The following is a 24186-nucleotide window of genomic DNA, read 5'->3' as shown; positions in this document are numbered from 1 at the left end:
GCGAACCACATACCATTGTATGGCCTGCTATTGAGTAGCAACTGAAGCCATGAGAAGTTCTTGCGAATACGCGTGTTTGGGATTGCCCGCGCGGAGAGTATCAGAAGACATCACTTCGACGATCTCGCCATTCCGCATGACTGCCAGTTGGTCACACATATGCGCAATTACAGGTAAATCGTGAGAGACCATCAGATAGGTTAACCCCCTCTGCGCACGCAGATCGGTCAGCAAGTTCAGTACCTCCGCCTGAACGCTGACATCCAGGGCTGAGGTCGGTTCATCCAGCAGCAATATGTCCGGCTCGCCAGCAAGCGCTCGTGCAATAGCGACCCGCTGACGTTGACCACCCGAAAGCTGATGCGGGTAACGAAACCTGAACCGATGCCCAAGGCCAACATCATTCAGCAGCCCGGTTACACGTTTGTCGATCTGGTCAAGCCCGTGCAAATGCAGTGTTTCGCTTAGCACCTGATCAACTGTGTGACGTGGGTGAAGCGACGCGTATGGATCCTGAAAAACCATCTGTACGGTTCTGAAGAAACTTCGATCTCGCTTCGCCCCCGGAAGCGCCTCGCCTTCGACTTGAATGGTGCCCGACCATTGCGAAGCCAGACCGGTTATGGCTCGCAATATGGTCGACTTTCCCGATCCGCTTTCGCCGACCAATCCGAAACTATCACCCTGCTTAACGCTAAGACTAGCATCCATGACCGCATCCACGCGATCATGCGCGTAACCAAACCATACGTTCAGGTGGTTGATCTCCAATGCGGTCATTTCACCCCCTCACGCTCGGCGCTTCTGACCAATCGGGATCGCGGGTCAGAACACTTAGATGCGAGCACTTTTCGTCAAGGCGCGGCAGCGAGTTCAGCAGCCCTTGGGTGTACGGATGTTGCGCCTGATGTAGCTTGTCCGCTTCACAGACTTCAACGATCCGGCCTGCGTACATAATAAGGACACGATCACAAAACTCGGACACCAGATTCAGGTCATGACTGATGAATATCAGGCCCATCCCCCGTTCTTTGACCAATCCGTCCATGATGTTCAGCACTTGACGCTGGACACTGACATCCAATGCCGAGGTCGGCTCATCCGCGATCAGAATCTTGGGGTTCGGGATCAGCATCATGGCAATCATGATACGCTGCCCCATACCACCTGACACTTCATGCGGGTAAGCCCGCATTACCCGTTCGGGATCACGGATCGAGACATTTTCGAGCATCTCGATCGCCATCTTTTTGGCCCGCGGTTTTGAGCCGGAATTGTGCTGAAGGTATGCCTCCATGAGTTGCTCGCCAACTGTGACCACGGGATTCAAAGAGAACTTTGGGTCCTGCATGACCATCGAAATCTGCTTGCCCCGCACGCTGCGCATTTCGCGCTCTGTAAACTGCAAAAGGTCGCGACCTTCCAGATTGATGTGGTTTGCCTCGACTATACCCGGTTTGCGGATCAGGCGCAGAATGGCCCGCCCCGTCATCGACTTCCCGGACCCGCTTTCGCCCACGATCCCCAGACGTTCACGCCCCAATGAGAACGAGACACCGCGTACAGCATCGAACACGCCCTGACGGGTTGGGAAGCGGACCCAAAGGTCTTCGATGTCGAGTAACTTCATTGCCCACCATCCTTTGGGTCCAGAGCATCTCGCAGCCCATCGCCCAATAGGTTGAAGGCCAGGGAAACTGTGAAAATTGCAAGCCCGGGCACAGTGGCAACCCACCAATGGTCAAGGATGAACCTGCGACCTTCGGATATCATCGCCCCCCATTCCGGGCTCGGAGGTTGCGCCCCCAGCCCAAGAAACCCAAGACCGGCTGCCGCCAGAATGATCCCAGCCATGTCGAGTGTGACCCGCACGATCAGTGATGAAATACATAGCGGCCAAATGTGTCGGGTGATGATCCGCAGTGGCCCGGCCCCTTGAAGGCGGATCGCGTTGATATAGTCGGTCGACCTGATCGTAAGTGTTTCCGCCCGCGCCATGCGCGCGTATGGTGGCCAGGCTGTTAGCGAGATTGCCAGAACCGCGTTTTCAATCCCTGCCCCGAGTGCAGCAACAAAAGCCAACGCCAGAACCAGCCGTGGGAAGGCGAGAAATATATCGGTGATCCGCATAAGGATCACATCTGTCCATCCCCCAGCATACCCCGCAACCGTACCAACCAACAGCCCAGCAATCGGCGCAATAATCGCGACCAGTGCAACGATATAAAGGGTGATCCGTGCCCCATAGATCAGACGTGATAGAAGATCGCGTCCCAGACTATCAGTCCCCAGCAAATGTCCTTCGGACCCGAGAGGAAGGAGTCGGCTGGACAGATCCTGAACAAATGGATCATGCGGCGCGAGGATAGGCGCAAAAACTGCAGTCAGAACAAGGATAACAAGGATCGCCAACCCAACCATCGCCATCGAGTTTGATCGCAAGGTCAGCCATCCTTTGTACAAGCTGGCCAATCTGGCATGGCGGCGTGATGTGGGTTCGTCGGTCAGCAGCCACTGACGCAAAGTCATGTCGCTCATTTCGACCTCGGATCAAAGAAACGGTACAGAAGGTCGGAGAATATGTTCAGGCAGATGAAAATCAGCCCAACCACAACAGTTCCTCCGAGAACGGCATTCATATCAGCACTCAGCAAAGCGGTCGTGATATAGCTACCGATCCCCGGCCAGCTAAAGATGATCTCGGTCAGAACAGACCCTTCCAGAAGATTGGCGTAGCTTAGTGCGATGACTGTAATAAGCTGCACTCGAATATTCTTGAAAGCATGGCGCCAAATAACCTGTCGCTCGGAAAGGCCTTTGACGCGAGCGGTGATGACATATTCCGCCGATAACTGCTCCAACATGAAGGATCGCGTCATCCGGCTGATGTAGGCCAGCGAGTAATACCCCAGCAGAGCGGCGGGCAGGATGATGTGTGACAGTGCATTGCGGAAGACGTTCCAGTCTCGGGCGATGGCACTGTCGACCAAGATCATCCCGGTACGCGTGGGCACGATATCCTCGTAGAAAATATCCAGCCGCCCCGGCCCACCAACCCAGCCAAGAATGCCGTAGAAGACCAGCAGTCCCATAAGCCCCAGCCAAAAGATCGGCATTGAGTAACCAACAAGGGCAACGACACGCGCAATCTGGTCGATCCAGGACCCGCGCTTAACGGCAGCAATCACTCCCAATGGAACTCCTAGAAAGATGCCGATCATTACACCCAGTGTCGCGAGTTCCAGCGTCGCTGGAAAAACGCGCGCAATATCTTCGGACACCGGACGCGCATTCAGCAGCGAGTCTCCAAAGTCTCCGTGCAAAACATCCCAGAGGTAATACCCAAACTGCACCAGCAGCGGCTTATCCAAACCGAGTTCCTGGTAGACTGCGTCGTAAGTCGATTGCGAGGCGCGTTCACCCACGATCGCCAAGACCGGGTCGATCGGCATGACCCGCCCGATTATAAAGGTCACGAACAATAGTCCGAGCATCGTAATTGCAATTGTACCAAGAGTTTTCAGGATACTCTTGATCCAATGGATAAGAGGCGCCGCGCGGCGCCCCTCAGTTGGTCTTTCGGCCAGAGCCATTTACTTGGTCACCTGCCAATATGACGCCGACGTGATCGCCTGACCGGTTGAGAAATCCGTCACATTCTCACGCATTGCTGATTGTTCGATTTGCTGGAACATCACGACAAATGGTGATGTCTCACGGAACTGAGCCTGGATTTCCTTGTACATATCTGCACGCTTCAAAGTGTCGTTCTCTACCACTGCTGCAGCCGTTTTCTCGGTCAGCCCGCCGGTATCCCACGAATTCCGCCATGCCAACAATCCGGTCGCATTGGCCGCATCCGAATTGTCCGGATTATAGGCAAACGTCCCTGCGTTGGTCTGCGGGTCAGGATAATCCGGCCCCCATGCACCAAGATAGACGTCCAACTCTCGTGCACGATAGCGTGCCAGAATTTGTTTCGCGGTACCAACGGTGATGTTCATCGTGATACCAACCTGACCTAGCGCATTTTGCAGTGACTGAGCGATCTCAATCCGCTCCTGTGCTTCGCGCACGCCAACTTCGATTTCTAGCCCACTTACACCGGCTTCATCCAGCAAGGCCTTGGCTTTTTCGACGTTGAAACTAAAGGGATTTTCATCAGACGCACCAAGATAGGTTTGCGGCAAAAAGTTCTGATGAATAGTGTACTGACCTTTCAGGAAACTATCGCGCATCCCTTCATAGTCGATCAGATATTTGAAAGCCTGGCGGACCTGAGGTTTGCTGAGCTCAGGGTGTTTCTGGTTCAGCGAGACATACATCAGACGGCCTTTCAGCTCGTCCGCGATCTTGACGCCAGCAACCGATGACACTCCAGCAACGTCCTCGGGGTTCAGGTTGCGGGCAACGTCGATATCACCACGTTCCAACAGCAGACGCTGACTGGCGCTTTCCTGTACGTGACGAACGACAACGCGCTCCATCGATGGGGCACCCAGATAGAAATCGGGGTTGGACTGCAGGGTCACACTTTCATTAGGCTTCCAGCTTACCAAACTGTAAGCGCCGGAACCTGCCGTGTTGGTCTTGAGCCATTCGTTCCCCAGATCCCCGTCCTTGTCGTGTTCCATCACCGTCTTCTTGTCGACGATACCGCCGATCGTGGCCGTCAGGCAGTTCAGAACGAAGGATGTCGCGTAGGGTTTGTCTGTCGTGATCGTCAGCGTGTTGCCATCGGCAACAATCGTTTGCTCGACGTTTTCCGGCGTAAAGCCAAACTGGGTTAGGATAAATGCCGGAGTTTTGTTCAAAATGATCGCGCGGCGCAGCGAAAACTGAACATCCTCAGCAGTCACGGGGTTACCGGAATGAAAGGTCAGCCCTTCTCTGATTTTGAAGGTTATCGATTTGCCGTCATCCGATACATCCCAGCTTTCAGCAACGTCCGGCTGATACCCAGCATCCAGTTCCAGCGGATCAAAATTAACGAGTTTTTGGTACACATTCCGGCTGACATCCGACCCGGCAAATTCAAAACTTTCAGCAGGATCCAGTGTTGTAATGTCGTCAATACGGTTCGCAATCACCAGCATGTTCGGCGGCGTTTCCGCCATCGCCGAAGTCGAGGTCACGGCCAGCGCCAGCCCTAGCGCAGCACCGGTAAGCAATCTATTAAATGCGTTCATTTTGTCCTCTCTGTCATCAAGTTATTCAATAACGGTTACGATCCCCAGGTTTTCTCAAGTACACGCAACCAGTTTTCGTGGCAGAGCTTCTTGATGAGCTCTTCGCCATATCCATGGTTTTCCATGGCATCTCTCAATCGGGGCAGCATCGAGACGTCAGTCACATCATCGGGAACCACTGCCCCGTCATAATCTGATCCAAGTCCTACGCGGTCCTCTCCTATTATCCCAATCATGTGGTCGAGGTGCCGTAGAACTTGGGTCAACGGCACGTCGGACAGCATCCGCCCATCTTCGCGCAAAAACGCCGCTGCAAAGTTCAGACCAACCATCCCATCGCTTTCCGCGATGGTGCGCAGCTGGTCATCCGTCAGATTTCGGGCGTGCGGGCATATCGCATGCGCATTTGAATGCGTGGCCACCAGTGGTGCATCGGAATGCCGCGCCACGTCCCAGAACCCTTTTTCATTGAGGTGAGACAGATCAAGCATGATGCCAAGGGCGTTGCAGCGCTGCACAAGTCGCAACCCATGATCCGTTAACCCCGGCCCGGTATCCGTCCCGGATGGATATCTGAACGGCACACCATGGCCAAAAATGTTAGGCCGACTCCAGACGAGCCCTAGTGACCGCAACCCTGCTGCATGGAAAACATCAAGTGAATGCAGATCAGCATCAATCGCTTCGGCGCCCTCAATATGGAAAATGGCAGCCATGCGACCATGCGCAATACAGTCCCGGATATCGGCGACAGACCGAACCACCTTCAATGCACCCAACCGTTCCAGCTCAAGCAATATTGCAATCTGGCTCAGGGCGGCAGGCAACGCGTCTTCGGCATCAATTGGACCAGGAAGCGGGAGGTCATAGCTCGGCTGAACCATTTCTTCCATCTTTGCGTCGGCATCCATTGGCGATGGAACCCAGATCGCAAAGAAGCCACCGCCGAACCCACCGTGCTGGGCTTTGACCAGATCAATCGCGCCATCGAGGCCGGTTAGAAAGCGGCCAGCCTCAGGCAGGCCCGCTGAGGACGACAATTTCGACAAAACGTCGTTATGTCCGTCAAAGATAGTAGGGGAAGTACTCAACCTCGCGCCACCCAAGATAGTATCATTTCGATACACGTTAGCAGGAGGTATCATCATGATTGTAAAAAAATTCGATGAGTTTTACTCATAGAGCTAGTCAAATTTGAGAGGGTGCATGGAACCCAAAAAACCACGCAATTGGCATTCGTTACCCGAATATCAGGCGTTGCGTGCACTCATGCAGGCCGGAACGACCGCGGCAGCCGCACGGCAGCTCGGATTGTCTCAGTCTGCGGTAAGCCGATCTGTCGGCAGCTTGGAATCCCGGCTAGGTAAAACCCTGTTCGAACGGGATGCCGGAAGGTTGCGACCGACACAGGAGGCCGTAAGGCTCAATATGCGTTTGGATCCGTTGTTCGAGGCCTTGGACAGGATAGACGGACCGGGTGAGACCGTGCAGGAGACGCTGCGACTTGTCGCCCCGCCCAGCTATGCCCACCGTTACATCGTTTCACTGATCGCAAGCTTTTTGCGGGGAAATCCCGGTTTTTTTGTCAATCTGGAGGTGACGACGTCAGATATGGTGACGCTTGGGGTGTTGGAAAATCGCTTTGATCTGGCGGTAACCGGCATTGAACAAAGCCGTGCAGGTATAAAACTAATTCCCTTCAGGGAATCCCCCGCTGTCTGCGTGATGCGGCCAGAGCATCCGCTGGCAAATCGCAGCAATCTTTCTCCATTGGATCTGCACGAGCAGGATTTGATCGCATTAACCTATCGCCACGGCAGGCGCGGTCAGCTTGACCGCTTGCTCCATCAGGTGCGGGCCGAACCAAAGATAGTCGCCGAAGTTTCAACGTCGTTTGCCGCCGCCGACATGGTGCGCGAAGGATTGGGGCTGGCAATCATCAACCCCTTTCCGGTCTACATGTATCGCTCACCAGACCTGACCTTCATCCCGTTTGAATCACCGATGAGATATCGTGGTCACTTTGTCGTATCAGACCAGAGGCCGGTTCCAAGAATTGCGCGCGCCTTCATGCGTCATCTTCGCTTGAACACCCCGCCAGATCCGTTCTCTGAGAAAGCCTAGCTATACAGCTCATAAAGCCGGGTTAACCTAATGGTGTCCGGCTGCAGCAGCCGCCAACAATAGATTTTTGTGCACCGCCTTTGGGCGCCAAACTAAGCGCCAAACGTCGCCGTTAAATACGGTAGAACCGTTTCGCCGTATTGTAGAATACATCATCCTGAATAGGAAACGGCACAAGTTCCAGATGCCGCAAGACGGTCTCTTCATACGTGGCACTCAGGCTGTCGACAGGGAAGTTCGAGCCAAACATGCAACGATTGGCTTCGAACTGCGACAGACATGTTGATACGATTGGCGCGACGCTTTCGGCACTCCAACCGTGATCGAACATTCCAAGCCCCGAGAGCTTGCAATAGACATGCGGCAAATCCGAAAGCGTTTTCAAGGCGTCCGCCCAAATCTGCAGGCCCTCTGGCGTTCGATCATGCGGCGATCCGGCGTGACATAGCGCGACTTGAGTGTTCGGTGCTTGCGCCAGAACACTCGCCGCTTGCGTCATCAGTTCCGGCAAAAGCTGAAGGTCAAAAGTCAGGCCACGTTCGCCCAGCTGCCTGAGGCCAGACAAGAATTTTGGGTCCTCAAGCAACGCGTTAGTGCCCGTTGCGGCATCCTCACCCGGAGCGCGGCCGATGATCTGACGAACCCCGCGTAGGGACGGCAAACTCTGAAGCCGGTCGAGTTCTTCGCTCAGATTGTACGCCGTCAAGTCGCAGAATGCGACCTGCACCAGAGGCCAGTCCGGGGATTTGTCAGCCACAGACTGGACCCACTGCGCCTCGGCCCATGGGTCGGCAGCACCAACCTGAATATGGACCGAAGCGGTAAAACCCTGAGCCTCAGCAGCAGCACGAAATTCAGGCACTAAATAGTCCCGCTGGATCGGAGCAGGATCGCCGAAAAAACGGACAATGCCTTTCTCGCTGAGCCATGGGTAGTCTACGGCACTAAGATCCCATAGGTGATGATGCGCATCGATTCTCATGAGGTTTCAATCCCTGCAGTACGTTCTAGGATATCGATGCCCTGCCCCTTCCAGAAATGCAGCAGGTCGATGAAAATCCAGTTTTCAGCCAGCTTGTCGCCCTCGCGGCGATAGATATCGATCACGCGGAATTCACCGGCTTTACCTGTCGCTGGCATGCCCATGAACCCTCCGGCCGGAACTGCGGTGAAATTGGGCCAGCCAAAGAAGCCTCCATAGTGTCCTTCGGCCAGACGACAGATATGTTTTGTCTTCGCGCGTTCAGTAAACCCGGCGCGGAACGGGCCAGCGTGCTGTTTCGCATATCGCTCAATGGTGTAGGTCGCGCCGATCCCTTCCGGGCCCCACCAGATCATATCCTTGTGCCAAGTTCGCGCCAGTTCATCCTCAAGCGACAGCCCGCTATTCCACTGCCCAAGGTCTGCGATCATCGCGTTGATAAGGTCGAGCGTCATGTGGCTCGCTTCCTGCGGCTGTTCGTCGAACAAAAGGCCATCATGGGTCGCAGGTCCGGGCTGCACGAGGTGAGCCGCTGTTTGTGGAGGGAACGGGTTCTGCCCTGCCTGCACCATCAGATGTGGAATGTCGAAATACATCGCAGTTTCGACTATTCTGCCATCAACAACTTTGTAAAACGCGCAATAGCGCAGGAAGGCCATTTTCCCGGTCGGTCGAATCCCCAACCACGAATGGTCAAACAAGCCCATCAGATGTCCCATGGTCACCACCCAGACATCGGCGTCTTCCGATAGTGAATTCTCACCGGCAAACAGAATATCCATGCGATTGCGCAAGCTAGTCAGACTGTTTTTGAGCGGCTGCCAGAATTCCTGCGCGACCTGCTTGGCACCGGTGATTTTGTTAAAGGGATGAAATCCGTGCCACTCCAATTCCGGCGCGCAGAATCGGTTCATGACATCTGGAGTTTCTTGCACGCCCGCTGTCTCCAAGGCCTGATGGAAAGCGGTGATAAGTTTTTTTTCTGCTTGGAAGGTCACGATATTTGCCATTGTGGTCAGCTGTTTACGTTTGGCGATGGGCCGGTTTGAGTCGGGGCTTTTCCAGATAATTGCATACGTATGCAAAAATGTCTTGCCTGATTTGATACATGCGAATTACAGTTTTGCAATCGTATGCAAAATAGTGATTCCTTGCAGGGGGCTCCATGGCGGAAATTCAGTTACGGAACGTCGGAAAGAGGTGGGGCTCATTTATTGGGGTCCATAACTTTGATCTGACCATTGCGGATCGCGAATTTCTGGTGCTGTTAGGCCCCTCGGGCTGTGGCAAAACCACGACGATGCGCATGATTGCGGGCCTTGAGGACGTAACCGAAGGCGAAATCCTCGTTGATGGCAAGGTTGTCAACGATCTGGAACCCAAAGATCGCGATGTGGCGATGGTGTTCCAGAGCTACGCGCTCTACCCCAATATGAACGTCTACGAAAACATCCGTTTTCCACTGAAAGTGCGTGGCATCGACCCATCGACACACGACGAAAAGGTTCGTCGTGCCAGTGCGATGGTGGAACTGGATGACTTCTTGCATCGCAAACCCGCCGAATTGTCGGGTGGTCAGCGGCAGCGAGTTGCGCTGGCGCGGGCAATCGTTAGGGAACCCAATGTGTTCCTTATGGACGAGCCGCTGTCGAACCTTGACGCCAAGCTGCGCGTCTCGACACGGGCGCAGATCAAGAATCTCAGCCACGAACTGGCGGTGACAACGATCTACGTGACCCATGACCAGATCGAGGCGATGACACTGGCCGACCGCGTTGTCGTGATGAAACAGGGTGTGGTGCAGCAAGTGGGCAGCCCGACCGAAATCTATGACCGTCCCGCCAATACATTTGTTGCCAGCTTCATCGGCTCGCCTGCGATGAACCTGATGGATGGCGAAGTGTCTGGCGGCGTATTCCGCGCTGAAAACGTGGCTATTCCGGTCGATGCCGCAGACGGTCCGATGACCCTGGGGTTCCGCGCCGAAGATGCCAGCCTTGCAGAAAGTCAAGGCGAAATCACTGCTCCAATTTATACGCTGGAGCTGTTGGGCGACGCGACCATGATCTCGGTCCGGGTTGGCGGTGCTCTGGTTTCCGTCAAAGCTGACAAAGCATTCCGCGCCGAAATCGGCGAGCCTGTCTCGTTCTCGGTGCCCAAAGAAATCTGTCACCTCTTCGAAGCTGGAAGCGGTGCGCGGATCGGGGGCTAACCCCATCACGCCCAACCGGGCAAATCACCGGTCCGGACGTCGACGACGGACCGATCCTGACAGGGAGACATTTATGAAACTCAAGACAATCCTCATGGCTGGTGCCATGTCCATCGCCTCAAGCGTCGCTTGGGCGGACTGTGCATATGACAATACAGTCGATATCAAATCACTGACAGCCAGTTTCGAAGCCTGGAAGGCGGTCACCGATGCGATGGCCGAATGCGGTAACTTCAGCGCTTCGCTGGACAATGAGTTCCGGGAAAAGCAACCCGAAGCGTTCGCAGCCAGTCCATCGCTCTATCAGATCGGCGGCGTCTCAAATGCGACCATCATTCCGCTTCTGAACGCAGGCACCATCCGCCCGCTGGACGATCTGATCGAGAAATATGGCCAGAATTTGCAGCCGAACCAGCTTATCAAAGTTGACGGTCAGACCATGGCGGTCGCGTTCATGGTGAACGCCCAGCACATGATGTATCGCGACGACGTTCTTGCCGAGCTGGGCATCGAAGAGCCAAAGACCTATGCCGATGTTCTGGCTGCAGCGGCCAAGATCAAAGAAGCCGGTGTCATGGACTATCCAATCGGCGGTACGTTCAAGACCGGTTGGAACCTGGGTCAGGAATTCGTGAACATGTACCTGGGTGAAGGCGGTTCGTTCTTTACCGACGGCAACATGCCCGCGATCAACAACCCTCAAGGTGTTGCGGCGCTTGAAACCATGAAAGCGATGACCGAGTTCATGGACCCGGAATACCTGGTCTCGGATTCGACCTATGTTCAGCAGCAGTTCCAGCAGGGCAAAATCGCTATGGCGAACCTATGGGCCAGCCGCGCCGCTGCGATGAATGATGAGGCCGAAAGCCAAGTTGTGGGCAAGGTCACCATGTCGGCAGCGCCCATGGGCTCGGCGGCACCTGCCACGACCATCTGGTGGGACGGCATCGTTTTGGCGTCGAACATCAGCGACGAAGAGGCTGAAGCTGCATTCCAGGTCGCACTGGAAGGTATCGACGGTGAAATGGTTGCAGCCAATAACGACACAGCCGTTTGGTTGAACACAGCCTACACACCCGGCGATCTGGCTGCTGGTGCTGCGGCGTCGGCTCAGAACGGCGCAAGTGCTTATCCGTCCTCTGGTCCGATGGGTATCATGCACACCGAACTGGGCAATGGTCTGGCGGACTATCTGACCGGCGCCAAGGATGCCGAGACCACGCTGGCAGATATCGAAGCGGCCTATATTACCGCCGCGAAAGAAGCTGGTCTGATCAACAACTAACACTCCCCTGCGGGAGGGCCTCGGCCCTCCTGCTCCTTTTTTCGAGAACCATGAGAAAGGCAGAGCCATGAATTTCAGGACATTTGCCGCCTTTGTAGGCCCCTCTGTCTTTATGATGCTTCTCTTTATCGCGTTCCCTCTGGTGAGCGTTTTTCAGCAGAGCTTCTATGTTACTCAACCGGTTTACGAGACGGTTGAAAAGGAAACCTGTACACCGGGATTCCTGACCCAGACCTGCGTGACCGAAGAAGTTTCGCAGCCCGTGCTGGATGAGCATGGCGAAATTGTCACCCGAACCGAATATGTCGGGCTGCAGAGCTATCGGAACGTGCTTGAGCCCGAGCGTGCCTGGCGCGCGGTGACGGAAGGCAATTGGAGCGTTCTGTCCACGATCAACTTCTGGAAAGCGCTGCGTTTTACGCTGACCTTCACACTGATCACCCTACCCTTGGTGATTGTCTGTGGATTGGGGATCGCGGTGTTGATCAACAATGCGGCGAAATCAATCCGTGGGCCAGTGATCTTCATTTCGCTGCTGCCCTTTATCATCACGCCTGTTATTGGCGCCCTTTCGATCAACTGGTTGTTCCGGGGCGATGGTATCATGACGGCCTTCCTTGAATGGTGGCTGCAACGCGATATCGCATTGTTCGCACAAGCCTGGACCATCGAAGTGCTGATGATGTTCTACCGCGTCTGGCACGTGGCCCCATTTGCCGCCATCGTCTTCTATGCCGGCCTGCAGACCGTCAATCAGGACAGCTTGGAAAGTGCTGTCATTGACGGGGCAACCCGTTGGCAACGCATGAAATACATCGTGATCCCGCACCTGATGCCACTGATCATCTTCATCTCGATGATCCACCTGATGGACTCGTATCGGGTATTCGAAGAAGTCGTCGGCTTCTCGAGCCAGGGCTACGTCATCTCGCTGCAATGGCTGACCTTTGATTTCCTTGTTCCGGATCAGGCTGGAAACCGGTCAATCAGCCGGGCCTCGGCCAGCGCGATGCTGACTATGATCGGTATCGTCATCCTGCTTATCCTTCCGCTGCGCCGGACCTGGCGCGATCACAAAGGAGGTCACTAACATGTCCTCGCGCGCCCTTCGCCAACCCCTTAGCCTGCGGCTGACCTCGAACATCTTCCTCGTGATCTGGTGTCTGATTGCCGCCTTCCCGATCGTGTGGATCACGGTTATGAGCTTTAAGTCTCCGGTTGATGCCTACGACAGCAACGCGCTTAACGTGATCCTGGGCCCTGCGACGCTTGCGACGGGCAATGGGTTATCGATACTCGACATCATCGTAGGCATCGCGGCGATCTGGGCGGCCGCGCTTCTGGTCATGAAAAAGCTGCCGTCGATGATCAAATCCTACAGCAAACCCGGGCAAGAGTGGTTGGGTTGGGTTATCGGTGTCCTGGTCACGCTGATCGCGCTGTTGCTGGTCTTCGTCGTACTTTTGCCCACTGCACTCAACATTTTGAACCCCCTGTTGGGACCGCTTGGTCGTGACGTATTGGGCCTGACCACCGAACACTACGAAACCGTATGGATTGATCGGGGGTTTACGAACAACTTTAAAAATTCTCTGATCGTGACAACCGGGGTTGTGACTGTATCACTGACTGTGGGTACTCTGGCGGGCTATGGCCTTGCGCGGTCGGGTTCAACGCTGGCATTTTGGCTGTTGATCGTCGCGTTGATCTTTCGCGCGCTGCCGCATTCGGTTCTGGTTGCAGGCTACCTGCCGGTTTTCATCAACTCGGCCGAATGGCTGTCGCCGATCCTTGGCGAAAATGCACCAACCCTGTACGGAAAACCCTTTGCCGTAATTGCGGTTCTGGTTGCGATCAATCAGCCTTTCACGATCTGGATGCTGCGCTCGTTCTTCCAGAACATTCCTGCCGAACTTGATGAGGCTGCCCGAGTTGATGGCTGCAACCACTTCCAGGCATTCCGCCGCGTGATCATGCCTGTCATGTGGCCGGGTGTGATCACCACGGGTCTGTTCAGCTTTCTGCTGGCTTACAACGACTTCCTCGTGACCTCGTTGCTCTTGGATGCGCAGAACCAGACCATGGTTCCGGCAATCGTCGGCATGTTCAATCGTGAAACCACCACCACAGACCAGGTTGTCGCTGTTGCCGCAGCTGTGTCGATCATTGCACCTCTGTTCTTCCTTGTGATGATCTTCCAGCGCCAGATTGTCAGCGGTCTGACCGCAGGTGCGGTGAAAGGCTAATGAGCAATCATGCTCGCCATAACGCCATGTCGCGCCATCCGGCGCTGAACAGGATGCCCAGGGATTTTCTGAGCGTTGGGGGACCCCTCTCCCAATCTCTTCCCTGGAAATCCTGAAAGGATATAGACATGAAAGGTTCCCGTCCCGAACAGGCGGTTCTAACCCGCGATACGGACCTGAGCAAAACTGACGATACGCGCCGCGTTATCGAGACCATGGTGGACGGTCTGAATGACCACCGGATTGACGACATCGGCGAGTTTTTCTCGCAAGGCTTTCGCTGGATGGGCAATCAAGGCTGCGGGACCAAAACCGGCCTGAAGGAATTTCAGGACAACTGGCAGCGCCCATTTCAAGCGGCGTTTTCAGACAAGACCTGCATCGATGAGGCGCGTCTTTACATGGGCGAATGGGCCGCCGCGTTTGGCCGTCAGGAAGCCACCCATTCAGGCGAATTTCTGGGTATCGCCCCCACCGGCAAGCGCGTCGAGATCCGCTATATGGATTTTTGGAAAGTGGTCGACGGCAAGATCGTCGACAATTGGGTGAATGTCGATTTCGCCCATGTCGCCGCTCAGCTGGGTGTCGACCTGTTTAACGGTGAAGGCTGGGAAGCATTTGACCGGGGGGAAAAGGTTCCGCCCCGGCCCGAAAACTGAGGATTGAAAAATGACAATCGAGTATCTGAAACGCGGTAAGTCTGACGCTGACCGGGCTGAAGATGACGCCAAAACCCGTGCAGTGGTCGAAGCAACGCTGAAGGACATTGAAACGCGCGGCGACGCAGCCGTGCGCGAGCTGAGCGAGAAGTTCGACAACTATTCGCCCGAGTCGTTTCGCCTGTCTCAGGAACAGATTGATGAGCTGATCAGTCAGCTGACTGACCGGGAACTGGCTGATATCAAATTCGCGCAGGAACAGGTGCGCAATTTTGCGCAGGCACAGCGCGATTCGATGTTGGATATCGAGGTCGAAACCCTTCCCGGTGTCATTCTGGGCCACAAGAACATCCCGGTTCAGTCGGTTGGCTGCTATGTGCCCGGCGGCAAGTTCCCAATGGTGGCTTCAGCACACATGTCTGTGGCGACAGCCTCGGTTGCCGGGGTTCCGCGCATCATCGCCTGTACTCCTCCGTTCAACGGCAAGCCCAACGCAGCCGTGATCGCGGCGATGCATCTGGGTGGAGCGCATGAGATTTACGTCATGGGCGGCATTCAGGCCATCGGCGCCATGGCGCTGGGAACCGAGACGATCGATCCCGTGCATATGCTGGTCGGTCCCGGCAATGCGTTCGTTGCCGAGGCCAAGCGCCAGTTGTTTGGTCGCGTGGGCATCGATCTGTTTGCGGGCCCCACAGAGACGATGGTGATCGCTGACGAGACCGCCGCTGATGCCGAGCTTTGTGCCACCGACCTGCTGGGACAGGCCGAGCATGGATACAACAGCCCCTGCGTTCTGCTAACCAACTCGCGTAAACTGGCCGAGGATACACTGTCCGAAGTCGACCGCATTCTGGGCATTCTGCCGACTGCTGGGACCGCGAAAGTGTCGTGGGAAGAATACGGTGAAGTCATCGTCTGCGATACTTATGATGAGATGCTGCAAGTCGCCGATGACATCGCGTCTGAACATGTACAGGTCATGACGGATCGCGACGATTGGTTCCTTGAGAATATGACGTGTTACGGCGCGTTGTTCCTTGGGCCAAGGACCAATGTCTCGAACGGTGATAAGGTGATTGGCACCAACCATACGCTGCCGACGAAGAAAGCAGGTCGCTATACCGGTGGCCTCTGGGTTGGCAAATATCTGAAAACGCACAGCTATCAGAAAGTTTTAACAGACGAAGCCGCGACGTTGATCGGCGAATACGGCTCGCGCCTATGCATGCTGGAAGGTTTTGTGGGACACGCCGAACAATGCAATGTCCGCGTGCGTCGCTATGGCGGTATCAATGTACCCTATGGCGAACCCGCGCCTTATCGGGACGCTGCTGAATGACTGACAGGCACACGCAGCACAAGGCCCTGATCGCTCCGCTCAGGGCCGCCATGTATGACTTCTCCGAGGCCGGCGTTCGTAAGACGCTGGCCGAGTTGACTGAACCGGACGCTGTGTTTCACCTATGTCACCCTTTCGGGGACAGCACAGGCAGCGATGCCTATTACAACAGCGCCTACAACGACCTTTTGACCGCATGGCCCGATCTGGAGCGCCGCGATTACATCGTCATGGCTGGCCCGGACGAAGCTGGTGCGGATTGGGTCGGTTGCGGTGGCTATTACACAGGCACCTTTAAAGGACCATGGCTGGACATTCCGCCAACAGGTCATCAGGTGACGATACGCTTCCACGAGTTCTATCGATTTGTGGACGGCAAAGTTGTGGAGATGCAGGCACTTTGGGACATTCCCGAAGTGATGATGCAAGCCAACGCATGGCCGATGGCACCCAGCTTGGGGCGCGAATGGCATGTCCCCGGCCCCGCAACGCAGGATGGGATCGTAACCGGTCCATATGATGCTGCGAAAGGCAAAGCGACCTGCCAGCACATCATCGACATGTTGGAGCACCTAAAGAAACACCCATCACAAGGCGGTCCCGAATTGATGGAGATGGAACGGTTCTGGCATCCGCGCATGAATTGGTACGGCCCATCGGGGATCGGAACCGGGCGCGGCTATGCAGGCTTTCGCAACTGGCACCAGATCCCATTCCTCAGCGGGATGCCAGACCGCGGTCAGTATGTGGACGAAATCACCTATCACTTCTTTGGTGATGGTGAATATGCCGCTGTGACCGGCTGGCCCAACATGATCCAGACCGTCACGGATGACGGTTGGATGGGCATCGCACCGTCAGGCAAGAAAATCACCATGCGCAGCCTTGATTTCTGGCGGCTGGAGAATGGCAGAATCCGTGAGAACTGGGTCCTCGTCGATTTGCTGGACGCCTATCGGCAGCTAGGTGTTGACGTTTTTGCCCGTCTGCGGGAATTCAACAAAGCCCGAAACATGGGCCGCATTGAAATACCGGATGGAATGAGATGATGACCGACCTCCCCCGCACCCCTTCGTTTTCCCTGAAAGGAAAAACCGCTCTTGTCACTGGGGCATCCTCGGGCATCGGGCAAGGCTGCGCTGTTGCATTGGCCGAAGCTGGGGCTCACGTGGTCTGTGCGGCGCGCGGTGCAAATCGATTGAACGAAACCGTTGCTGCGCTAAAGGCACAGGGCTGGTCGGCCGAGACGCAGGTGCTGGATCAGGGTGATCTAGGTGCCATGCAAGCCTTGTTTGACAGTCATACTTTCGAGGTCGTGGTAAACTCTGCTGGCCTGGCCCGTCACGGGCCAGCTGTCGAAACAACACCCGAAGACTTTGACGCGGTAACGGCGGTTAACCTACGATCGGCCTATTTCCTGTCATCATATGCGGCCAAGGTATTGATCGCGGCTGGCAAGCGGGGTTCGATCATCCATATCTCAAGCCAAATGGGTCATGTGGGGGGCGTCGACCGCGCGGTCTATTGCGCCACCAAGCACGGGCTTGAAGGGATGGTCAAAGCCATGGCAATCGAATGGGGCAAGCAAGGCGTTCGGATCAATACCGTCTGCCCAACTTTCATTCGCACGCCGTTGACCCAATCCACTTTCGACAATCCCGAACGGGCTGCCTGGATTATGGAGAAAATCAAGCTGGATCGCGTGGGTGAGGTCGAGGATATCATGGGCGCGGTCGCCTATCTGGCCTCGGACGCATCAGCCTTGGTCACTGGCACTTCGATGCTTATCGACGGGGGGTGGACAGCGGACTGATGGCCGAAAAAGTCACCTCTCTTCAAGTTGCGCAACTGGCAGGCGTCAGCCAGTCGGCGGTCAGTCGGGTGTTTACGCCCGGCGCATCGGTCAGCAAGAAGACCGAAGAGAAGGTGCGTAAAGCTGCAGCCAAGTTGGGCTATCGACCCAATGTTCTGGCAAGGGCGATGGTGTCGGGTAAAAGCCGGATCATAGGCCTGGTGGTCGGCTATCTGGACAACTACTTCTACCCCGAAGCGCTTGAGAAGTTGTCGAACAGATTGCAGGAACAGGGGTACCACGTTCTAATCTTCATGGCGTCTCGCTCAGCGGGCAATATCGATGACGTGATGGACGAGATTCTGGACTATCAGGTCGATGGGGTCATTCTGGCGTCGGTCCCGATGTCCTCAGATATCGCCACGCGCTGCCAACAAGCGGGCGTACCGGTGGTTCTGTTCAACCGTAGTCAGGATATCGAAGGCATTACCACGGTCACCTCAGATAACTATGCCGGGGGTCGCAAAGTCGCCGAGTTTCTGGTGGCCGGTGGCCACAAACGGATCGCATATATTGCCGGTTGGCAGGGTGCCTCAACCCAGCGCGACCGCGAGGCGGGATTTCGGGCCGCATTGGGCGAAGCGGGGCAGACCCTATTTGCCCATGACGTCGGTGAGTTCCATACCGAAAACGCACGCGCAGCCGCCCGCCGCATGTTTGACGTGGCACCAGAAGATCGGCCCGATGCTGTGCTGGTCGCAAATGACCACATGGCCCTTGCCGTGATGGATGTTATTCGGTTCGAGCTGGGCCTGCGCGTGCCCGAGGATGTCTCGGTCGTGGGGTACGACGATGTGCCACCTGCCGCGTGGCCTGCCTATAATCTGACAACAATCCGGCAGCGCGCCAATCTGATGGTGGCGGAAACAGTTGCTGCGCTTTTTGAACATATCGACACCCCTGAGACAGCCAAACCACGCAAGGTGGCCATTGATGGGCCGCTGATCGTGCGCACTTCAGCGCGGCTGCCAAAGGGCTGGACACCACAAAGGACCAATGGATGAGAGGCTTTTCCAACAAGTTCAAGGACTTTCCCGAGTATATCATCGGGATAACCAAGGAAATCTGGGAAGATCGCGGAATTTCGACGCTGCACCAGTATTATGCCCCGGATATCGTTGTGCGGATGCCCGGCAGCGTTTCTACCGGGAATATGGGCGTCATCGGTTCGACCATGGCGACTCTGGCCGAGTTTCCTGACCGGACGTTGTTGGGCGAGGATGTGATCTGGTCCGGCACGCCCGAAGACGGAATGTTGTCCAGCCACCGCATCATGTCCACCGCAACGCATCTGGGCGACGGCGCATTCGGACAGGCTACAGGCGCAAAGCTGCAATACCGCATTTTGGCCGACTGTCACGCCATCAACAACGCGATTGATGACGAATGGCTGATCCGAGACAATGGTGCAATCGTGCGGCAGATGGGATGGGATCCGAAAGAGTTCGCCCGCGATCTGATCGTGCGCGAAGGTGGCCCGGAGAGTTGCGTCAAGCCTCTTACGCCGGCCGATGATATCGCGGGCCCCTATTCAGGTCGTGGTAACGACAACGAATGGGGGCAGCGTCATGCCGAATTGCTGACGTCGATGATGGAAGCCGATATGGCCGCTGTCGAGCGCACTTATGACCGCGCCGTGCAATCGGAATATCCCGGAGGCGCAACCGGATATGGTCGTGAGCCGGTGGACAAGTTCTGGATGTCGCTGCGTTCGGCCTTGCCCAGCGCAACTTTCACCATCCACCACCAGATCGGCCGCGACGATCCCAATATGCCGCCACGCTCTGCGATCCGTTGGAGCCTGCATGGCAAGCATGACGGATGGGGCGCATTTGGTGCACCCACTGGTGCCGAACTGTATGTTCTGGGCATCAGCCATGCCGAATGGGGTGAGTTGATCGGCGGTGACATCAGGCTGCGCCGCGAATGGACGCTGTTTGATGAAACCGCGATCTGGAAACAGCTTGTGCTGGCAACCGGGGACGTTTGATGCCTCTGGTGCCTCACTTTCTTGACGCCCGTGAAGCGACCCGGCGGTATCATTGCCACCGGGCGTCGCTGCGGGCTAAGCGTTTGAACAATCGTCCTCCCGGTGCGCGATAGGCCAAGTCCCTATCGCATGCACCAAACCAATGGAGAGATTTATGAGCACTATCCAACAACGCATCGTCCGCTACGGTGAGCTTAAGCCCTGTAAAACCGCGTTTATCGACGCCCATACACCGGGCAGCGATCAGAAAGAGAATTTTACTATCGTCGGCGGCGGCGTGTCGGAATCACCCGATCAACACGTGCACATCACCGACAAGATCGGCTTTAACATCGGCGCGGCGGGTCAGCCTCCGAAATGCCGCAACTCACTGCACAGCCACACAACTGCCGAGGTCTTCTTTGTCGCCAAGGGCCGCTGGCGGTTCTTCTGGGGCCGTCATGGCACAGCAGGTGAGTTCATCGCTGAAGAGGGTGATATCTTTAACATCCCGACCGGTATCTTCCGTGGTTTCGAGAATGTTGGCCAGGACTACGGCATGATCATGTCGATCCTTGGTGGAGATGACGCAGGCGGCGGCGTGACTTGGGCACCGCAGGTGATCGAGGACGCGCGGGCGCATGGTCTGATGCTGGGTGACAACGGCGTTCTCTACGATTCTAAAAAGGGTCAGGAACTGCCCCACAATGTGCGCCCAATGCCGCTGCTGACCGAAGAGCAGTTGAAAGATTACCCTGAGGTCCCGGTCGAGGATGTGGTGGGCAAATACGTCGCTCGTTACTGGGACCTGATGGCTCTGTCGGCCAACAAACCGGCGGTGGTGATCGGCGAACATGGTCTGATCAAAGACAAACCGGGGTTCGAGGTCGACTTCCTCGGGCGCGGCTCGAGTGCGACCGAAGCGGTCAAAGCCGATAAGCCGGTGGTTCTGATGCCCGCCAGCGGTCATTGGCTAGTGTCGGTCGACGGGTTTGAGACTACCCTGTCCAATGGCGATACAGCTGTGGTTCTGCCCGGTGAATCTTACAGTGTCCAACCTTCGATGACAGGACAGGCAGGTCTATACCGGATCACTGCAACCGATGATCCTGCCGGGGCAACCTGGACAGGATGAGCGCAGGTCCTGACGATACGCACGGTGTCTATGAGCGGCAGGCGTCAGAGTATGACAAACGTCGCTCGAAGGCTTTGTTCGAAGCGCGCTGGTTGGCGCGCTTTACCGCCAGCCTTACACCGGGTGACCACGTGCTGGACCTTGGATGTGGCACGGGCGATCCGATCGCCCGCTGGTTCATGGCCGAGGGCTTTACTGTCACCGGTGTCGATTTTTCGGAAGCGATGCTAAAGATCGCGCGCGACCGTTGGCCGGACGGGGATTGGCGCAAAGCGGATATGCGGGAATTCGAACTGGATCAGCAGTTCGACGGGATCATTGCCTGGAACAGTTTCTTCCATCTGACGGCAGATGAACAACAGGTCTGTATCGCACGGATGGCGCGTCATCTGCGGCCCGGTGGTGTGCTGATGCTGACTGTCGGTCCCCGCGCCGGTGAGGTTACCGGCACTGTTGGCACAGAGCCTGTTTATCACGCCTCGTTGTCCCCTGCTGGCTATGCCATGTGTCTGGAAGAAAACGGGCTGCAAATGACTGGCTTTCTGGCCGAAGACCCTGAAACACAAAGCCATACGATCCTGATGGCAAGAAAGAACTAAGGTACCCTTATGACCATAAAAACCACACATGTTGGGTCTCTTCCCAGAACGCAAGAGGTCGTGGATTTCATCTTTGCCCGCGAAAACGAAGAAGCCTTCGACGCCGACGCATTTGATGCTTGTATGGCTGATGCCGTCGCTGAAACTGTGCGCAAACAGGCCGAGGCCGGTGTCGATATCGTGAGCGATGGCGAGACCTCAAAGATCTCATATGCGACTTATGTCAAGGACCGTTATACTGGCTTCTCGGGTGACAGCCCGCGCAACGCACCTGCGGACCTGAAGATGTTTCCTGGTTTCTTGCAGCGGCTGGCAGACGATGGTGGCACACCCCAATATGCCCGCCCCATGTGTACCGGCGAGGTCCGCTCGAAAGGGCAAGGTGAGCTGGAGAAGGATATCGCCAACCTCAAAGCCGCTATGGCACAGCATGGGGTTGAACGCGGCTTTATGAATGCCGCATCGCCCGGCGTGATCTCTCTGTTTCTGCAGAATGATTTTTACCCCACGCGCGAGGCTTATCTGGCCGCCTTGGCCGATGCGATGAAAGAGGAATACGAAACAATCGTAGCCGCCGGGCTGGATCTCCAGCTTGATTGCCCAGATTTGGCTCTCTCACGCCATATGCTGTTTACCGATCTGTCTGATGATGAATTCCTCAAGATCGCCGACATGCATGTCGAGGCCCTGAACCATGCGCTGCAGAACGTCCCGCAGGATCGGGTTCGGGTGCATATTTGCTGGGGCAACTATGAAGGCCCACATTGCTGCGATATCGCGATGGACAAGGTGTTCAGCACCCTGATGGCGACCAAGTCGCGCTATGTTTTGTTCGAGACCTCAAACCCCCGCCATGCCCATGAATGGACCGTGTTTCGAGACCGTAAGGCCGAAATACCTGATGACAAAGTATTGGTGCCCGGAGTGGTCGATACGACCACCAATTTCGTCGAGCACCCTGAACTGGTAGCTCAGCGGATTGAACGGTTTACCGGGATTGTGGGTGCCGATCGCGTGATTGCAGGTAGCGATTGCGGGTTTGGTACCTTTGCGGGCTTCGGTGCGGTCGATCCGCAGATCGCCTATGCCAAACTGGCAAGCTTGTCCGAAGGGGCAAAACTGGCATCGGCATGACACCCCTCATCCTTCTGCCCGGGATGATGTGCGATGCGCGGCTGTTTGGTCCCCAGATAAACGCGCTGTCGAACAGCCGACCTTTGATGACCTTTCCGCTAAGCCAGCATGACAGTGTTGAGGCGATGGTTGACGACATCCTGCGAAACGCCCCGCCATCGTTCGCGATCGCGGGTCTGTCGATGGGCGGTATCATCGCCATGGAGGTGCTGCGTCAGGCGCCTGACCGAGTCTCACACCTTGCGTTGCTTGACACCAATCCGCTGGCGGAAACGCCCGAGGTAAAGGCACGCCGCGCGCCTCAAATGGTCGCCGTGCGCGAGGGGCGTTTGCGGCATGTCATGCGCGACGAGATGAAGCCCAACTATCTGGCTGATGGGCCGCGGCAGGGCGCAATTCTGGACCTTTGCATGGAAATGGCGACCGATCTGGGCCCCGAGGTTTTCCTGCGCCAGTCGCAGGCCCTGATGAACCGTCCCGACCAGTGTGAAACCCTGGCGGCCTACTCTGGCAAAGCGCTGGTCTTATGCGGGCGCGACGATGGGTTGTGCCCGGTTGCACGCCACGAGCTGATGCACGACCTACTGTCCAACAGCACGCTCCAGATTATCGAAGGGGCGGGTCACCTGCCCACACTTGAACAACCCAATGAAACGATAGCGGCGCTGTTCCGCTGGCTGGAGGACACATGACCCCGTCCCTTTTAACCCTGCTCCGCAAAGTTGATACACCAACCGTCTGCAACGCCATCGAAGTGGCGCAAGGCAAGCGTGGGTTTGACCGGTTTACGCGCGGCACAATGCTATGCTCGGCCCCAGAAGAGCCCGCGATAGTCGGCTATGCGCGCACCGCCAAAATCGCTGCGGTCAACCCGCCGACCGAAGCCGCAGATGTCATCAAGGCCCGCCGCATGGCATACTATAGATACATGGCCGAAGCCCCCAGCCCATCGGTCGCCGTGATCGAGGATCTGGATTTCCCCGATTGCATCGGCGCTTATTGGGGTGAGATCAACACGACGGTCCACAAAGGGTTCGGCATGTCCGGCGCATTGACCAATGGCGTCATGCGTGATCTCGGGGACGTACCCGAAGGCTTCCCCGTTGTCGCCGGTTCTGTGGGGCCAAGTCATGGTTTCGTGCATATCCGTGAGATTGACACGCCGGTTTCTGTGTTCGGCCTGACCGTCCAACCAGGCGAGCTGATCCATGCTGACCGTCACGGCGCGCTGGTGGTGCCCAAAGACGTCATTGATCAACTGGAAGGCGCAATTCAAAAGCTCTTGTCGACCGAGCGGATCGTCCTGGACGCGGCCAGCAAGCCCGGCTTTGACTTCGACGCTTTCGAACAGGCGTGGACAGCGTTCGAAAAAGCACGCGTCTGACGACTGCATCTGAAGCGATTGCCACAGCTAGTCATCAGACTGATAGAAATTGCGGTTCCCGGCCAAACAGAGTC

General features: G+C 56.1%; 24 protein-coding genes. 16 read left to right on the top strand and 8 right to left on the bottom strand.

Annotated features, from left to right (window positions below; all coding sequences use genetic code 11):
* Positions 1–27 precede the first annotated feature (27 nt).
* From ACR0NN_RS13020 to ACR0NN_RS12995, 6 genes are read right to left on the bottom strand one after another with little or no spacing between them, the layout of a single operon-like run.
* On the bottom strand, positions 28–780 hold the full coding sequence (locus ACR0NN_RS13020; protein ID WP_170723953.1) for an ABC transporter ATP-binding protein: 753 nt from the start codon (positions 778–780) through the stop codon (positions 28–30).
* A gap of 1 nt (position 781) precedes the next feature.
* Positions 782–1630, bottom strand: a complete 849-nt coding sequence (locus tag ACR0NN_RS13015; RefSeq protein WP_170723952.1) for an ABC transporter ATP-binding protein — start codon at positions 1628–1630, stop codon at positions 782–784.
* A complete protein-coding gene (locus ACR0NN_RS13010) occupies positions 1627–2538 on the bottom strand; it encodes an ABC transporter permease (protein WP_170723951.1) in 912 nt (303 codons plus the stop codon). Before ACR0NN_RS13010 ends, ACR0NN_RS13015 begins: the two co-directional genes overlap by 4 nt.
* Positions 2535–3593 carry an ABC transporter permease gene (locus ACR0NN_RS13005; protein ID WP_170686290.1) on the bottom strand — a complete coding sequence of 353 codons (1059 nt, stop codon included), beginning with the start codon at positions 3591–3593 and terminating at the stop codon, positions 2535–2537. The genes ACR0NN_RS13010 and ACR0NN_RS13005 overlap by 4 nt, the downstream gene beginning before the upstream one ends.
* On the bottom strand, positions 3594–5189 hold the full coding sequence (locus ACR0NN_RS13000) for an ABC transporter substrate-binding protein (protein ID WP_170723950.1): 1596 nt from the start codon (positions 5187–5189) through the stop codon (positions 3594–3596). It abuts the gene before it with no gap.
* A 35-nt stretch (positions 5190–5224) separates the two neighbouring features.
* Entirely contained in the window at positions 5225–6280 is a 1056-nt protein-coding gene (locus ACR0NN_RS12995) for a dipeptidase (RefSeq protein ID WP_170723949.1), read from the bottom strand.
* 115 nt (positions 6281–6395) lie between these two features.
* Here ACR0NN_RS12995 and ACR0NN_RS12990 point away from each other — a divergent pair, with 115 nt between their 5' ends.
* The gene (locus tag ACR0NN_RS12990; RefSeq protein WP_170723948.1) at positions 6396–7313 is read left to right on the top strand and encodes a LysR family transcriptional regulator; all 918 of its coding nucleotides are present in this window, start codon (positions 6396–6398) and stop codon (positions 7311–7313) included.
* A gap of 112 nt (positions 7314–7425) precedes the next feature.
* On the opposite strand, the gene ACR0NN_RS12985 is transcribed toward ACR0NN_RS12990, so the two are convergent.
* Together ACR0NN_RS12985 and ACR0NN_RS12980 are read right to left on the bottom strand one after the other, a co-directional pair.
* Positions 7426–8295: an amidohydrolase family protein gene (locus ACR0NN_RS12985; RefSeq protein WP_170723947.1), complete on the bottom strand. Its 870-nt coding sequence runs from the start codon at positions 8293–8295 to the stop codon at positions 7426–7428.
* Positions 8292–9296 carry an ester cyclase gene (locus tag ACR0NN_RS12980; protein ID WP_480684899.1) on the bottom strand — a complete coding sequence of 335 codons (1005 nt, stop codon included), beginning with the start codon at positions 9294–9296 and terminating at the stop codon, positions 8292–8294. The genes ACR0NN_RS12985 and ACR0NN_RS12980 overlap by 4 nt, the downstream gene beginning before the upstream one ends.
* Positions 9297–9460: 164 nt before the next feature.
* Here ACR0NN_RS12980 and ACR0NN_RS12975 point away from each other — a divergent pair, with 164 nt between their 5' ends.
* The 15 genes from ACR0NN_RS12975 to ACR0NN_RS12905 all read left to right on the top strand — a co-directional run bounded on the left by ACR0NN_RS12975 (position 9461) and on the right by ACR0NN_RS12905 (position 24112).
* Entirely contained in the window at positions 9461–10507 is a 1047-nt protein-coding gene (locus tag ACR0NN_RS12975; protein WP_170723945.1) for a sn-glycerol-3-phosphate ABC transporter ATP-binding protein UgpC, read from the top strand.
* 73 nt (positions 10508–10580) lie between these two features.
* Positions 10581–11792 (top strand): extracellular solute-binding protein, encoded by a 1212-nt coding sequence (locus ACR0NN_RS12970; RefSeq protein ID WP_170723944.1) that lies wholly within the window; start codon positions 10581–10583, stop codon positions 11790–11792.
* A gap of 67 nt (positions 11793–11859) precedes the next feature.
* Positions 11860–12882 (top strand): carbohydrate ABC transporter permease, encoded by a 1023-nt coding sequence (locus tag ACR0NN_RS12965; protein WP_170686298.1) that lies wholly within the window; start codon positions 11860–11862, stop codon positions 12880–12882.
* Position 12883: 1 nt separating this feature from the next.
* Entirely contained in the window at positions 12884–14038 is a 1155-nt protein-coding gene (locus ACR0NN_RS12960; protein ID WP_170723943.1) for a carbohydrate ABC transporter permease, read from the top strand.
* Positions 14039–14166: 128 nt separating this feature from the next.
* Positions 14167–14697 carry an ester cyclase gene (locus ACR0NN_RS12955; protein WP_170723942.1) on the top strand — a complete coding sequence of 177 codons (531 nt, stop codon included), beginning with the start codon at positions 14167–14169 and terminating at the stop codon, positions 14695–14697.
* 10 nt (positions 14698–14707) lie between these two features.
* Positions 14708–16039 (top strand): histidinol dehydrogenase, encoded by a 1332-nt coding sequence (gene hisD / locus ACR0NN_RS12950; protein ID WP_170723941.1) that lies wholly within the window; start codon positions 14708–14710, stop codon positions 16037–16039.
* Complete coding sequence (locus tag ACR0NN_RS12945) at positions 16036–17088, top strand: ester cyclase (protein ID WP_170723940.1); 1053 nt, start codon at positions 16036–16038, stop codon at positions 17086–17088. Before hisD ends, ACR0NN_RS12945 begins: the two co-directional genes overlap by 4 nt.
* Positions 17088–17852, top strand: coding sequence for an SDR family oxidoreductase (locus tag ACR0NN_RS12940; RefSeq protein WP_170723939.1), 765 nt, complete (start codon positions 17088–17090; stop codon positions 17850–17852). The genes ACR0NN_RS12945 and ACR0NN_RS12940 overlap by 1 nt, the downstream gene beginning before the upstream one ends.
* Positions 17852–18895, top strand: coding sequence for a LacI family DNA-binding transcriptional regulator (locus tag ACR0NN_RS12935; protein WP_480684828.1), 1044 nt, complete (start codon positions 17852–17854; stop codon positions 18893–18895). Before ACR0NN_RS12940 ends, ACR0NN_RS12935 begins: the two co-directional genes overlap by 1 nt.
* Complete coding sequence (locus ACR0NN_RS12930; RefSeq protein WP_170686304.1) at positions 18892–19881, top strand: nuclear transport factor 2 family protein; 990 nt, start codon at positions 18892–18894, stop codon at positions 19879–19881. Before ACR0NN_RS12935 ends, ACR0NN_RS12930 begins: the two co-directional genes overlap by 4 nt.
* A 154-nt stretch (positions 19882–20035) precedes the next feature.
* On the top strand, positions 20036–20995 hold the full coding sequence (locus ACR0NN_RS12925; RefSeq protein ID WP_170686305.1) for a cupin domain-containing protein: 960 nt from the start codon (positions 20036–20038) through the stop codon (positions 20993–20995).
* Entirely contained in the window at positions 20992–21594 is a 603-nt protein-coding gene (locus ACR0NN_RS12920) for a class I SAM-dependent methyltransferase (RefSeq protein WP_170686306.1), read from the top strand. Before ACR0NN_RS12925 ends, ACR0NN_RS12920 begins: the two co-directional genes overlap by 4 nt.
* Positions 21595–21603: 9 nt before the next feature.
* Positions 21604–22728, top strand: coding sequence for a cobalamin-independent methionine synthase II family protein (locus ACR0NN_RS12915; RefSeq protein ID WP_170723938.1), 1125 nt, complete (start codon positions 21604–21606; stop codon positions 22726–22728).
* Positions 22725–23420, top strand: coding sequence for an alpha/beta fold hydrolase (locus ACR0NN_RS12910; protein ID WP_480684825.1), 696 nt, complete (start codon positions 22725–22727; stop codon positions 23418–23420). The genes ACR0NN_RS12915 and ACR0NN_RS12910 overlap by 4 nt, the downstream gene beginning before the upstream one ends.
* Positions 23417–24112 (top strand): RraA family protein, encoded by a 696-nt coding sequence (locus ACR0NN_RS12905; protein WP_170723936.1) that lies wholly within the window; start codon positions 23417–23419, stop codon positions 24110–24112. The genes ACR0NN_RS12910 and ACR0NN_RS12905 overlap by 4 nt, the downstream gene beginning before the upstream one ends.
* Positions 24113–24186 lie beyond the last annotated feature (74 nt).

Source organism: Ruegeria sp. BA2 (assembly GCF_056539605.1).
The sequence above is the reverse complement of the archived record's forward strand: the minus strand, read 5'-3'. Positions and strand labels throughout refer to the sequence as shown.

Bases quoted from the DNA above. Each gene is read 5' to 3' on its own strand.
- ACR0NN_RS13020 (WP_170723953.1), bottom strand. From the start codon at position 780: ATGACCGCATTGGAGATCAACCACCTGAACGTATGGTTTGGTTACGCG.
- ACR0NN_RS13015 (WP_170723952.1), bottom strand. From the start codon at position 1,630: ATGAAGTTACTCGACATCGAAGACCTTTGGGTCCGCTTCCCAACCCGT.
- ACR0NN_RS13010 (WP_170723951.1), bottom strand. From the start codon at position 2,538: ATGAGCGACATGACTTTGCGTCAGTGGCTGCTGACCGACGAACCCACA.
- ACR0NN_RS13005 (WP_170686290.1), bottom strand. From the start codon at position 3,593: ATGGCTCTGGCCGAAAGACCAACTGAGGGGCGCCGCGCGGCGCCTCTT.
- ACR0NN_RS13000 (WP_170723950.1), bottom strand. From the start codon at position 5,189: ATGAACGCATTTAATAGATTGCTTACCGGTGCTGCGCTAGGGCTGGCG.
- ACR0NN_RS12990 (WP_170723948.1), top strand. From the start codon at position 6,396: ATGGAACCCAAAAAACCACGCAATTGGCATTCGTTACCCGAATATCAG.
- ACR0NN_RS12985 (WP_170723947.1), bottom strand. From the start codon at position 8,295: ATGAGAATCGATGCGCATCATCACCTATGGGATCTTAGTGCCGTAGAC.
- ACR0NN_RS12975 (WP_170723945.1), top strand. From the start codon at position 9,461: ATGGCGGAAATTCAGTTACGGAACGTCGGAAAGAGGTGGGGCTCATTT.
- ACR0NN_RS12970 (WP_170723944.1), top strand. From the start codon at position 10,581: ATGAAACTCAAGACAATCCTCATGGCTGGTGCCATGTCCATCGCCTCA.
- ACR0NN_RS12965 (WP_170686298.1), top strand. From the start codon at position 11,860: ATGAATTTCAGGACATTTGCCGCCTTTGTAGGCCCCTCTGTCTTTATG.
- ACR0NN_RS12960 (WP_170723943.1), top strand. From the start codon at position 12,884: ATGTCCTCGCGCGCCCTTCGCCAACCCCTTAGCCTGCGGCTGACCTCG.
- ACR0NN_RS12955 (WP_170723942.1), top strand. From the start codon at position 14,167: ATGAAAGGTTCCCGTCCCGAACAGGCGGTTCTAACCCGCGATACGGAC.
- hisD (WP_170723941.1), top strand. From the start codon at position 14,708: ATGACAATCGAGTATCTGAAACGCGGTAAGTCTGACGCTGACCGGGCT.
- ACR0NN_RS12945 (WP_170723940.1), top strand. From the start codon at position 16,036: ATGACTGACAGGCACACGCAGCACAAGGCCCTGATCGCTCCGCTCAGG.
- ACR0NN_RS12940 (WP_170723939.1), top strand. From the start codon at position 17,088: ATGACCGACCTCCCCCGCACCCCTTCGTTTTCCCTGAAAGGAAAAACC.
- ACR0NN_RS12935 (WP_480684828.1), top strand. From the start codon at position 17,852: ATGGCCGAAAAAGTCACCTCTCTTCAAGTTGCGCAACTGGCAGGCGTC.
- ACR0NN_RS12930 (WP_170686304.1), top strand. From the start codon at position 18,892: ATGAGAGGCTTTTCCAACAAGTTCAAGGACTTTCCCGAGTATATCATC.
- ACR0NN_RS12925 (WP_170686305.1), top strand. From the start codon at position 20,036: ATGAGCACTATCCAACAACGCATCGTCCGCTACGGTGAGCTTAAGCCC.
- ACR0NN_RS12920 (WP_170686306.1), top strand. From the start codon at position 20,992: ATGAGCGCAGGTCCTGACGATACGCACGGTGTCTATGAGCGGCAGGCG.
- ACR0NN_RS12915 (WP_170723938.1), top strand. From the start codon at position 21,604: ATGACCATAAAAACCACACATGTTGGGTCTCTTCCCAGAACGCAAGAG.
- ACR0NN_RS12910 (WP_480684825.1), top strand. From the start codon at position 22,725: ATGACACCCCTCATCCTTCTGCCCGGGATGATGTGCGATGCGCGGCTG.
- ACR0NN_RS12905 (WP_170723936.1), top strand. From the start codon at position 23,417: ATGACCCCGTCCCTTTTAACCCTGCTCCGCAAAGTTGATACACCAACC.